The following is a 12,393-nucleotide window of genomic DNA, read 5'->3' on the forward strand; positions in this document are numbered from 1 at the left end:
GCTATGCTGAGCCATGGCCAGCGTTGATATAAACGGTATTACGCTTACTTACGAGTCCACCGGCGACCCGGCCGGCCCGGCTGTGCTGCTGAACATGGGTCTGGCCCTGCAGCTGATTTCCTGGCCGTACGATTTTGTGGAAGGCCTGGTACAGCGCGGCTACCGCGTGATCCGCTACGACAACCGCGATGCCGGCCTGTCCTCCCACTTTGACCATCTAGGCGCGCCCAATCTGTGGCTGGCCTACCTGCGCCACCTGTTCGGCTGGCGGCTCAATGCGCCGTACACCCTGAACGATATGGCCGGCGATGCGATCGGGCTGCTGGACGCCCTCGGCGTCGCCGCCGCGCATATTGTCGGCGTGTCGATGGGCGGCATGGTGTCGCAGATCATGGCCGCGCGCTACCCGGCGCGCACACTGAGCCTGACCTCCATCATGTCAAGCAGCGGGGCGCCCGGCCTGCCGGGGCCCACGCCCGCCGCCCGCCGCATCCTGCTGCGCCGTACGCCCAGCGCCCATCACCGGGCGAGGGCAGTGGACCAACTGGTCGACACGTTCCGCACCATCGGCAGTCCCGCTTACCCAACTCCGGAAGGGTTGCTGCGGCAAATGGCCAGCGATGCCGTGGCGCGCAGCGTCAATGGCGCCGGCGTGGCGCGCCAGCTGCTGGCAATTGCCGCTTCCGGCGACCGCAGCGCGCTGCTGCGCAAGATCAGCTGCCCCGCGCTGGTGATCCATGGCGACGCCGATCCGCTGGTGCCATGCGCTTGCGGCATCGATACGGCGCGCCAGATTCCGGGCGCAAGGCTGGAGGTGATTGAAGGCATGGGCCACGACATGCCGCCGGCCCTGGTTGGCCGTTTGCTAACCTTGCTCGATCAACACCTGCGGAGTAATATGGCCGGGTGAAAAATATCGGAATTGCCATCGCCGCACCCGCCGGCTACGCCCTCGACGACGCCGCGCTGGCACGCGGCATTGCCCGCCTCGAAGCGCAAGGCTGCATCGTCCACAATTACTACGATTCTTCCGCCATCTTCCAGCGCTTTGCCGCGACCGATGACGGGCGCCTGGCGCAGCTGGACACCGCTGCCGCCGATCCGGATTGCCAGCTGGTGGTCATGCTGCGCGGGCAGTACGGCATGAGCCGCATCCTGCCACGCATCGATTTCCGCAAAATGGCCGATAGCGGCAAGCTGTTTGTCGGTTATAGCGACATCACCGCTTTCCACATGGGGCTTTACCAGGCCACAGGCCAGATCAGTTTTGCAGGGCCGATGTTGAATGGCGACTTCGCGCGCGACGAGCCGTCCGAATACACCATGTCGCAATTCTGGGATTGCCTGCGCGGCCCAACGCATACGGTGCGCGGCACGGCCGCCGGCAATCCTCTGGTGGATGTGGAAGGCACGCTGTGGGGCGGCAACCTGGCGATGGTCAACCATTTGCTCGGCACGCCTTTCTGGCCGCAGGTTGATGGCGGAATCCTGTTCCTGGAAGACATCGGCGAGCATCCTTACCGCGTCGAGCGCATGCTGCTGCAGCTGCATTTTGCCGGGGTACTCGCGCGCCAAAAGGCGATCGTATTGGGCGATTTCTCCGGCTACCGCCTGTCGCCTGCCGATAATGGCTACGATTTCGATGCGATGCTGGCGTTTATCCGCGCGACGGTGCCCGTGCCGGTGCTGACAGGCTTGCCGTTCGGGCACATCAAAGACCTCTGCACCTTGCCGTTCGGCGCCCAGGCGCACCTGCTTTCCGATGCCGAAGGCTTCGACCTGACTGTCAGCGGCTACCCGACTTTGCCATGAACGGCGCGGAGAACTACTACCGCGCCACCGCGCCCGGCGACAGCTATGCCGCGCTGTCCGGCCGCCAGCAGGCCCGCATCTGCATCATCGGCGCCGGTTTCGCCGGCCTGGCTACCGCCACGTCGCTGATGGAGCACGGCGAGCGCGATGTCGTGCTGCTGGAGGCCGAGCAGGTCGGCCACGGCGCCTCCGGCCGCAACGGCGGCTTCGTGTTCGGCGGCTACTCGCTGGACGAGCAAGCCTTACTTGCCACGGTCGGCGCGGAGCAGGGCAGGCGCCTCTACCAGCTCACGCTCGGCGCGGTCGACCAGATCCGCCGCCGTATCGACCGCTATGGCATCGATTGCGACGCCACGCATGGCGGCATCTACCTTGCCAACTGGTTCGACGACCCGAGCGTGCTGGATGAGCGCCAGCGCTTCATGCAGGAACACCTGGGCGTCGAATGGCAGCGCGTCTCGCCCGCCGATTTCGCCGAACGCGCCCGCAGCGAACGCTATTTCGGCGCGCTTTACGAAGAAAACGCCTTCCACTTCCACCCGCTGAAGTACGCCCAGGGCCTGGCCCGCGCCCTGCACGATGGCGGCATACGCGTGCACGAGGCAAGCCGCGCCACGGCAATCGAAGCCCGCCGGGACGCGGCTGGCTGGCGTGTCGCCACTGCCGGCGGTGATGTGCTGTGCGACGAGGTCGTCGTCTGCTGCGGCGGCTATATCGAGCGCCTGTATCCCGCGCTGGCCGGCGCCATCCTGCCGATCGCAACCTACGTCATGGTCACGGAAGCTCTCGGCGACCGCATGCCGCAGGCCCTGGCCACCGACGCCGCCATCTACGACACCCGTTTCGCCTTCGACTACTACCGCCCGCTGCAGGACAGCCGCCTGCTATGGGGCGGCCGCATCTCGATCCGCTCCCGTAGTCCGGAAGAAGTGGCCAGCCTGCTTTACACCGACATGCTGAAGGTCTACCCCCAGCTGGCCGGCGCCAAAGTTGATTACGCCTGGAGCGGCCTGATGAGCTACGGCCGCCACAAAATGCCGCAGCTCGGCAAGCTCCCAAACGGCGTCTGGTACGGCATGGGCTTCGGTGGCCACGGTGTCGGCCCCACCAGCCTGGCCGGCGACGTCCTCTCCGCCGCCCTGATGGGCGAACTCAGCAAGGTCGACCAATTCGCGGCCTGGGGCCTCCCCACCACCGGCGGACCCGCCGGCCTGCTGGCCGCCCAGCTTACTTACTGGTACTACGAACTGCGCGACTGGATGCGGCAGTAAAGTCGGGGTCATGTCTGACATTCGGACACGCAGGCGGCTTCTAGGCGGGCACTGGCATGCCGGGGTATAATGCTAGATTCGCTTTTTCACATTATTTTCCCTGCACCAGCATGCTTTCTACCGCTAACATCACCATGCAGTTCGGCGCCAAGCCGCTGTTCGAGAACATTTCCGTCAAATTTGGCGACGGCAACCGCTACGGCCTGATCGGCGCGAACGGCTGCGGCAAGTCCACCTTCATGAAGATCCTGGGTGGCGATCTCGAACCATCCGCCGGCAACGTCAGCCTGGACGCCAACGAGCGCCTCGGCAAGCTGCGCCAGGACCAGTTCGCGTACGAAGAAATGCGCGTGCTGGACGTGGTGATGATGGGCCACACCGAGATGTGGGAAGCGATGACCAAGCGCGACGCCATCTACGCCAACCCGGAAGCCACCGACGAAGACTACATGGAAGCGGCCGAACTGGAAGGCAAGGTCGCCGAGTACGACGGCTACACCGCCGAATCACGCGCCGGCGAGCTGCTGATGGGCGCCGGTATCGACATCAGCCTGCACCAGGGCCCGATGAGCGCCGTGGCGCCGGGCTGGAAGCTGCGCGTGCTGCTGGCGCAGGCCCTGTTCTCCAACCCGCACATCCTGCTGCTGGACGAACCGACCAACAACCTGGACATCAACACCATCCGCTGGCTGGAAGACACCCTGAACCAGCGTGATTCGACGATGATCATCATTTCCCACGATCGTCACTTCCTGAACCAGGTCTGCACCCACGTTGCCGACATGGACTACGGCACCCTGAAGATCTACCCAGGCAACTACGACGAATACATGCTGGCCTCGACCCAGGCCCGCAACCAGCAGCTGGCCAACAACGCCAAGGCGAAAGAAAAGGTCGCCGAACTGCAGGACTTCGTGCGCCGCTTCTCGGCCAACAAGTCCAAGGCCCGCCAGGCTACTTCGCGCGCCAAGATGATCGACAAGATCAAGATCGAAGACATCAAGCCGTCCTCGCGCGCCTATCCATTCGTGCGCTTCGACGGCGAGAAAAAGCTGCACCGCCTGGCCGTGGAAACCCAGGGCATCTCGAAGACCTACGATCGCACCCTGTTCAAGGGCGTGGACTTGATGGTCGAAGCAGGCGAGCGTATCGCGATCATCGGCGCCAACGGCGCCGGCAAGACCACCATGCTGCGCTGCATCGGCGGCAAGGACATCACTGGCCTGGACAGCGATACCGGCCTGGTGAAGTGGGCGGAAAATGCCAACGTCGGCTACATGCCGCAGGACCCGACCGAAGAATTCGCAACTGACCTGAACCTGACCGACTGGATGGGCCAGTGGACCAAGGAAGGCGACGACGACCAGGCCGTGCGCTCCTCGCTGGGCCGCCTGCTGTTCGGCGGCGACGAAGTCAAGAAATCGGTCAAGGTCCTGTCGGGCGGTGAAAAAGGCCGTATGATGTACGGCAAGCTGATGCTGGGCCGCCACAATGTCCTGCTGCTGGACGAACCGACCAACCACATGGACATGGAATCCATTGAGTCGCTCAACATCGCACTGGAAAAGTACGCCGGCACCCTGATCTTCGTGTCGCACGACCGCGAGTTCGTCTCCTCGCTGGCCACCCGCATTATCGAGATCAAGGAAAACGAAGTCGTGGACTTCCGCGGCGGCTATGAAGAGTATCTGAAGAGCCAAGGCATCGAGTAATGATTGATATTCCAATCAAGACTGTCGAATTCGAGAAGCCAGTCGAAGGCGGCAGCTGTGTGGCCCATGCGTGGGCCCGCACCCCGGCACCCGTGCCGGCCAACGAGAAAATCCTGCTGAAGGAACGCATCAAGACCCTGCTGCGCGAGCGTGACGCCGTGCTGGTGGCCCACTACTACGTGGACGCCGACCTGCAGGATCTGGCCGAGGAAACCGGCGGCTGCGTCTCCGACTCGCTGGAAATGGCGCGCTTCGGTCGCGACCATCCGGCCAAGACCCTGGTGGTGGCCGGTGTGAAATTCATGGGCGAGACCTCCAAGATCCTGAGCCCGGAAAAGACCGTCCTGATGCCTGACCTGGACGCGACCTGCTCGCTGGACCTGGGCTGCCCGCTGGAAGACTTCATCGCTTTCTGCGACCAGCACCCGGACCGCACCGTGGTGGTGTACGCCAACACCAGCGCCGCCGTGAAAGCGCGCGCCGACTGGATGGTGACTTCCTCGATCGGCCTCGACATCGTCAAGCACCTGCACGAGCAGGGCAAGAAGATCCTGTGGGCGCCCGACAAGCACCTGGGTGGCTACATCCAGAAGCAGACCGGCGCCGACATGCTGCTGTGGCAGGGTTCTTGCCTGGTGCACGACGAGTTCAAAGGCGTCGAGCTGGACCTGCTGAAAGCCGAGCACCCGAACGCCAAGGTGCTGGTGCACCCTGAATCGCCAGCCGGCGTTGTGGCGCAAGCCGACGTGGTGGGTTCCACCTCGCAGCTGATCGCCGCTGCGGTCAGCCTGCCGGCCACTGAATTCATCGTCGCCACCGATAACGGCATCCTGCACAAGATGCGCATGGCCGCACCGGGCAAGACCTTCATCGAGGCGCCGACCGCCGGCAACAGCGCCACCTGCAAGAGCTGCGCGCACTGCCCATGGATGGCGATGAACGGCCTGCGCAACCTGGCCGACGTGCTGGAAAACATGAACAACGAAATCCATGTCGATCCCGCCGTCGGCAAGGAAGCCCAGCGCGCGATCAACCGCATGCTCGATTTCGCCGCCGCCAAGAAAGCCAAAGTCGCGCCGGGCGCGGACCTGGCCAAAGAAGCGCAACTGTTCCAGAACATTGGTCCCGCATGAGTACTTTGATCAATAAATTCGCACCGTTCGACGATGCACTGGCGGGCGCGTACGAGCGCAACCTGCTGGCCGCACTGATGGAAGATATCGGCACCGGCGACCTGACCGGCAAGCTGGTGCCGGAAGACGGCCAGGCCACCGCCCGCGTCATCGTGCGCGAAGAGGCCGTGCTGTGCGGCGCGCCATGGTTTGAAGGCGTGATGGAAGCGCTGAACCCGGCCATCGGCATCCAATGGCACTACGCCGAGGGCGACCTGATGGCCGCCGACTCGCCAGTCTGCACCATCACCGGTCCGGCGCGCGCCATCCTGACCGCCGAGCGCTCGGCCCTGAACTTCATGCAACTGATGTCCGGCGTCGCCACCGCCACCCGCCGCTACGTCGACGTGATCGCCGGCACCACCGCCGCCATTCTCGACACGCGCAAGACCATCCCGGGCATGCGCCTGGCGCAAAAGTATGCGGTGCGCGTGGGCGGCGGCCAAAACCAGCGCCTGGCGCTGTACGACGGCATCCTGATCAAGGAAAACCACATCGCAGCGGCCGGCGGCATCACCGCGGCCCTGGCAGCGGCCAAGCGCCTGGACGCCAAGGTCAGCATCCAGGTGGAAGTGGAAACCCTGGAACAGCTGGAAGAAGCCCTATCGGCCGGCGCGGTCTCGATCCTGCTCGACAACTTCAACCTCGACATGATGCGCCAGGCGGTGCAGATCAACGGCGGCCGCGCGTTGCTGGAAGCGTCCGGCGGCGTCAACTTCGACACCGTGCGCGCCATCGCCGAAACCGGCGTGCACCGCATCTCGATCGGCGCCTTGACCAAGGACGTCAAGGCGACCGACTTCTCGCTGCGCATCATCGGTTGATCCTGAGCCCTTGGCTAGAAAAGACGCCGCCCTGTGCGGCGTTTTTTCATTTTGGGGCGTGATTTTCGGTGAGAAAGTATTGATTTTTCTTCTATATGATGTGTTTGGCCAAAAAATTGCCCGTCCATTTGAAGAAGGTCCTATGCCGTCCACCGTTACCCTCGTCTCCAGCACGCCCGCCCAGTATGCCAACCTGGTCGATGTAAAGAGTAATATCGTTTTCACCTTCAGTGCGGCAGTGAAGGCTGGCTCGGGCAAGATCGAGATTTTCGAAGACTATTCCACGCTGGTCTTCTCGGCGCCGATGAGCAGTAGCTACGTCACCATCAGCGGCAATACCGTCACCATCAACCCGCCGGACGACCTACCGTTTGCTGCGCGCCTGCGCCTCAGCTTCAGCGAAGGCTGGCTGGTTGACGGCAGCGGCGAGTCGGTCAATGCGCCGCTCTTTTTCGACTTCAACACGGCGCTGAGTACTACCGCTGTGAACCAGGTCGGCACCGACGGGGTGGAGCGTATGCATGGCAGCGACCTGGCCGACCGGCTCGATGGGGCAGGGGGGGCGGATGAACTGTACGGTTACGGTGGCAACGACATCCTGATTGGAGGCAATGAACCGGCCGGCTATGCTGGCGACACCCTGAACGGCGGCGACGGTAATGACACGCTGCGCGGCGGGGGAGGTAATGACATCCTGTTTGGCGGCAGTGGCAATGATTCCCTGAAAGGGGAAGCTGATAATGACGTGCTGGATGGGGGCTTGGGCGACGACACGCTGGACGGCGGCGCCGGCGACGACAGCCTGCGCGACGACACGGGCAGCAATACCATGCTCGGCGGCGACGGCAAGGACATCATCTATGCCGGCGGCGGCTTGAACCGCATCGATAGCGGTGCGGGCGACGACAATATCACCGCCTGGAGCGGCGATATCATCCTGGGCGGCGACGGCGACGACCAGATCAATGTGCAGATGATTGCTGGCCAGCGCGACGGCAGCGCCGATGGCGGCGCAGGCTGGGACCGCATCATTGTCACCCTCAGCAAGAGCACCGGCCAGAGTTTGACCTTGACTGGCGGCGACGGCAGCGACACTTATGTGTTGCAACTGCAGCCTTACGGCGAGGGCAGCATCGCGTGCACCGTGACCGACTTTGCTGCGGGCGCCGGCGGCGATCAGATCGACCTGGAGGCCCTGGTGCAGCAATATGGGCCGGGCAAAGGCAATCCCTTCGGCCCCAACGGCTTCCTGCGCCTGCAGGCGGACGGCGCGGATACCTTGCTGATCCTGAAAGGCAGTGCCGACTTGACGCTGCTGCGCTTGCTCAATGTGGCGCCGTCCCAAGTGACAGGCGCCAATTTCGTCGGCGGCTATCCGCCTGACGGCAGCCAGTTGGGCGCAACCCTGTACGGCACGGCGGAAGCGGATAACCTGCGCGGCTATGAGCTGGACGATACGCTGTACGGCGGCGATGGCAATGACCATCTGACGGGCGGCGGCGGTGATGACGTGCTGGAGGGCGGCGGTGAAACCAATGCGGACGGTTACGACAGCCTGTATGGCGATGGTGGTAACGACATTCTGCGTGGCGGCGCGGGTGACGACTATTTGCAGGGAGGCGCCGGCAACGATCTGCTGGAAGGCGGCAGCGGCACCGATAACTTGTATGATTCCGAGGGCGAAAATATCCTGCGCGGTGGTGCGGGCGGCGACTTCATCTGGATCAGCGGAGGCCGTTTCACGGCCGAAGGGGGCGATGGTGACGACCGCCTGCAAGCCAGTGCCGGCGGTGGCAGCCTGGATGGAGGCGCCGGCAACGACATTTTGAGCATCGGCGGCTTCGATGGAAGCGCGGATCCAGCCCGCAGCGTCAGCGCCAGCGGCGGCGACGGTGACGACCGCATCGTGGTCGAATACCAGGGCAGCGGAACCGTCGAATTTACGCTGGAAGGTGGCGAGGGCGCCGATACCTTTGTCTTCCAGAGCGCGCCGGGTGGCGGCAGCTGGAACTACATCATCCGTGATTTCGATCTCGCCGGCGGCGACCGCATCGACCTGACGCCGTTGCTGCCCTGGGACTTCGAGGGCAATCCCTTCGGCAAATCCGGCCACTTGAAGTTACAGCAGGAAGGCGCCGATACTGTGGTCTGGCTGGATCGCGACGGCGCCGCCAACACCAGCCTGGCTGCGGTCAAACTGGTGACCATACTGGGTGTGCTGCCGTCGCAGTTGAAGGGCAGCCATTTCGTCAGTGGCTTCTCGCCCGATGGCAGCACGGTTGGCATTACCCGCATCGGCACCGCAGGCGACGACAGGCTGGAAGGTACCGACCTGGACGACAAACTCAGCGGCCTGTCCGGCAGCGACACCCTGAATGGCAGCAAGGGCAACGACACGCTGACTGGCGGCGATGAACCGGATGACGTGGTCGGCGACCACATGGACGGCGGTTCAGGCAACGACAAGCTGTATGGCGGCGCCGGCATGGATTACTTGATCGGTGGCAGCGGCGACGATCAACTGCAGGGAGGCAGCGGCAACGATAACCTGAATGGCGGCGAGGGCAACGATCGGCTGGAAGGTGGCGACGGCAATGACTATGTGGCCGACTACCAGGGCAGTAATGTCCTGTTGGGCGGCGCAGGCAACGACTACCTGGAAGCGGGCGGCACCGGTATGCAGCGCCTGGAGGGCGGCGATGGCAACGATGCGCTGCGCAGCAGTGCGCCCAATGCCATCCTCAGCGGCGACGCCGGCGACGACATGATTGAAGTCCAGCTGTTCACGAGCGACCCAGCTAACAAGGTGACGATTTCAGGCGGCGACGGCAACGACACCATCACCATCAACGGCAGTTACAGCGGCGGTGCCGCGAAGGTGGAGGCCAGCGGTGGTGCTGGCCGCGACATCTTCATCCTTCAAAACAGCTTTGGCGGCACAGTCACCATCAGCGACTTTGCTACCGGTAGCGGCGGCGATGTGCTGGATGTCATGAGCCTGATGCCGAACAACTTCAAACAGAATCCGTTTGGCGCCTCAGGCTATCTACGCCTGCAGCAGGACGGCGTCAACACCATCCTGCAATTCGACCAGGACGGGGCTGGCGGCAGCGCCTACGCATGGCGGACCCTGGTGACGTTCAATAACGCAAATTCCACGGATTTCACCAGCGCCAACTTCAAGAGCGGCATGTCGCCTACAGGGGGCAATGGCGGCCTGACGCTGGTCGGCAGCGCCGGGGTGGATACGCTGGAAGGCGATTTCCTTGACGATACGCTGCTGGGCATGAGCGGTAGCGATACCCTGCGCGGTGCCGACGGCAACGACCGGCTGGAAGGCGGCGAGGGCAGCGATAACCTGGACGGTGGCAACGGTAATGACCAGTTGCTGGGCGGGGATGGCGACGACACGCTACAGGACGCCGACGGCGACAATGTGCTGGACGGCGGTGCTGGCGATGACCGCATCATCGCCGGTGCTGGCAGCTACATCATCGACGGCGGCAGCGGCGCTGACACCATCACGTTCAATCATTATTCGCCTGGCGGCGACCAGGCCAAGCGCTCGGTCGTCACAGCAAACGGCGGCGAGGGTGACGACCAGTTTGGCCTGGGTGCCGGCAATAGCGTCGAAGCACGCCTGACCGGTGGCGCCGGCCGCGATACTTATCTGCTCACGTGGGCCCCACAGGAGAACAAGTACGTAGTCACGGACTTCAAGGCCGGCGCTGGTGGCGACTTGATCGATTTCCGCTCCCTCTTCAGCACCACACAGGGCCCGGCCAATCCATTTGGCGCCGGTGGCGCGATGCGCCTGGTGCAGGAGGGCGCCCATACCGTCCTGCAGTGGGATTCCGATGGTGAGGGCGCAAAGCAATTCCAGGCGGTGCTGACGCTGGAGAACGTGCAAGCCAGCAGCCTGACAGGGGCTAACTTCATTGGCGGTTATCCTCCCGATGGCAGCCTGAATGCGGCACCCCTGACAGGCACGGATGGTAACGAATCCCTGATCGGCTCCCGCATGAATGACATGATCAGCGGAGGCGCGGGCCGCGACAGTCTTCGCGGCGAGGATGGCAACGACAAGTTGTATGGCGATGCCGGTGCGGACTATCTGGATGGCGGGAATGGCGACGACCTGCTGGAGGGCGGGCTGGATAACGACACCTTGTCTGATTACAACGGCAACAACACCTTGCGCGGCGGTGATGGCAACGATACGCTTACCAGCTCTTCTTCCGGCCAGAACCTGCTGGAAGGGGGCGCCGGCAACGATGCCTTGCACGGCGGCGATGGCACCGATACTTTGGACGGCGGCGATGGCAATGACCGCATTACGCTGTTGAACGGTGCTGCGGGTGGCGTCAGCAACCGCACGGTGAAAGCCTTCGGCGGCGCCGGCGATGATGTGATCTGGCTCTCGCACTTCACTGACCTGACTACCAGCGTGGAGCTGTCGGGCGGGTCGGGCGCCGACCGCTTTGCGTTCACCAATGCCAAGGTGATGCGCACTATCACCATCACGGACTTTGACGCATCCAGCGGCGACAAACTGTCGATATCGCAATCCGGCGAAGCCGTGTTTGGCATAGTGCCATCGAACCCATTCGCCGAGGGCTTGATGCGCCTTCAGCAAGCAGGTGCGGACACGCAATTGATCGTCAATCAGAACGGCGTCGAAAAAGTCTGGATAACCCTGAAGAACACCACCGCCAGCAGCCTGACGTATCAAGCCTTCAGCGAGGGCTACGATCCGCGCGCAACGGCTGCCCTGGATCTCACCGGCACCGGACTTGGCGACCGTATCGTGGCAGGCGATAAAGCCGACACGCTCTCTGGCGCGGCCGGCAATGACATACTGTTCGGCCTTGGTGGCGACGATGTGCTGTCCGGTGGCGCGGGCGACGACTACCTGGTCGGCGGCCTTGGCAATGACAAGCTCGACGGTGGCGCTGGTATTGATACCGTGCATATGGACGCCCTGCGGGCTGGCACCAGGCTCACCATCGCAGACGGCGTGGTTCGCTTGCAGGACTTGTCCGGGACCTATGGCACCGATGTGCTGACTGGAATTGAGCGGCTGATGCTGTCGGACACCTGGCTGGCACTGGACGTTGGCGTACATGGCACGGCCGGCAAGGTCTACCGCCTGTACCAGGCTGCCTTCGACCGCGCGCCGGATCCCAGCGGGATTGGTTTCTGGATCGCGCAGGCTGACGCTGGCATCAGCATCAAGGACATCGCGCAAAGCTTCGTCGACTCCGATGAATACAAACAGCTCTATGCCGCCAACATCAGCAACCAGGAGCTGGTGGCGCGCCTGTACCAGAACGTGCTGAACCGCGCCGGCGAGAAAAGCGGCGTGGATTTCTGGGTCGGCGTCCTGGACCGCAAGGAAGCAACTGTGGCCGAGGTACTGGAAGCCTTTAGCGCCAGCCAGGAAAATGTCGATATGGTGGCGGCATTGATTGGTTCAGGCTTCGAATACCGCGCCTGGTAAGGCGGATTTTTGGGCGGGAGGGGAGCGGGTGCGCGTGTGACTTTCGGAGAGACTTTTCGGCGATTTTTTCTATATGCTGTTGCCCCATTGCAATAGTTTAGA

The 12,393-nt window shown here is 63.4% G+C and carries 7 protein-coding genes; all 7 read left to right on the plus strand.

The window, feature by feature from the left end:
- Positions 1 to 13: 13 nt before the first annotated feature.
- The 7 genes from AAHE99_RS09910 to AAHE99_RS09940 all read left to right on the plus strand — a co-directional run bounded on the left by AAHE99_RS09910 (position 14) and on the right by AAHE99_RS09940 (position 12,291).
- Positions 14 to 910, plus strand: a complete 897-nt coding sequence (locus AAHE99_RS09910; RefSeq protein WP_342116877.1) for an alpha/beta fold hydrolase — start codon at positions 14 to 16, stop codon at positions 908 to 910.
- A complete protein-coding gene (gene ldcA, locus AAHE99_RS09915; protein ID WP_342116879.1) occupies positions 907 to 1,812 on the plus strand; it encodes a muramoyltetrapeptide carboxypeptidase in 906 nt (301 codons plus the stop codon). The genes AAHE99_RS09910 and ldcA overlap by 4 nt, the downstream gene beginning before the upstream one ends.
- Complete coding sequence (locus AAHE99_RS09920) at positions 1,809 to 3,083, plus strand: NAD(P)/FAD-dependent oxidoreductase (RefSeq protein WP_342116880.1); 1,275 nt, start codon at positions 1,809 to 1,811, stop codon at positions 3,081 to 3,083. The genes ldcA and AAHE99_RS09920 overlap by 4 nt, the downstream gene beginning before the upstream one ends.
- Positions 3,084 to 3,193: 110 nt before the next feature.
- On the plus strand, positions 3,194 to 4,795 hold the full coding sequence (locus AAHE99_RS09925; RefSeq protein ID WP_342116882.1) for an ABC-F family ATPase: 1,602 nt from the start codon (positions 3,194 to 3,196) through the stop codon (positions 4,793 to 4,795).
- On the plus strand, positions 4,795 to 5,928 hold the full coding sequence (gene nadA, locus AAHE99_RS09930; protein WP_342116884.1) for a quinolinate synthase NadA: 1,134 nt from the start codon (positions 4,795 to 4,797) through the stop codon (positions 5,926 to 5,928). The genes AAHE99_RS09925 and nadA overlap by 1 nt, the downstream gene beginning before the upstream one ends.
- On the plus strand, positions 5,925 to 6,791 hold the full coding sequence (gene nadC, locus AAHE99_RS09935) for a carboxylating nicotinate-nucleotide diphosphorylase (RefSeq protein ID WP_342116886.1): 867 nt from the start codon (positions 5,925 to 5,927) through the stop codon (positions 6,789 to 6,791). Before nadA ends, nadC begins: the two co-directional genes overlap by 4 nt.
- A 142-nt stretch (positions 6,792 to 6,933) precedes the next feature.
- The gene (locus AAHE99_RS09940) at positions 6,934 to 12,291 is read left to right on the plus strand and encodes a type I secretion C-terminal target domain-containing protein (RefSeq protein WP_342116888.1); all 5,358 of its coding nucleotides are present in this window, start codon (positions 6,934 to 6,936) and stop codon (positions 12,289 to 12,291) included.
- The last annotated feature ends 102 nt before the right edge of the window (positions 12,292 to 12,393 follow it).

Source organism: Pseudoduganella sp. OTU4001 (assembly GCF_038440195.1).
Taxonomy (GTDB): domain Bacteria; phylum Pseudomonadota; class Gammaproteobacteria; order Burkholderiales; family Burkholderiaceae_D; genus Rugamonas.

Coding starts and splice junctions, on each gene's coding strand:
- AAHE99_RS09910 (WP_342116877.1), top strand. CDS start 14: ATGGCCAGCGTTGATATAAACGGTATTACGCTTACTTACGAGTCCACC.
- AAHE99_RS09920 (WP_342116880.1), top strand. CDS start 1,809: ATGAACGGCGCGGAGAACTACTACCGCGCCACCGCGCCCGGCGACAGC.
- AAHE99_RS09925 (WP_342116882.1), top strand. CDS start 3,194: ATGCTTTCTACCGCTAACATCACCATGCAGTTCGGCGCCAAGCCGCTG.
- nadA (WP_342116884.1), top strand. CDS start 4,795: ATGATTGATATTCCAATCAAGACTGTCGAATTCGAGAAGCCAGTCGAA.
- nadC (WP_342116886.1), top strand. CDS start 5,925: ATGAGTACTTTGATCAATAAATTCGCACCGTTCGACGATGCACTGGCG.
- AAHE99_RS09940 (WP_342116888.1), top strand. CDS start 6,934: ATGCCGTCCACCGTTACCCTCGTCTCCAGCACGCCCGCCCAGTATGCC.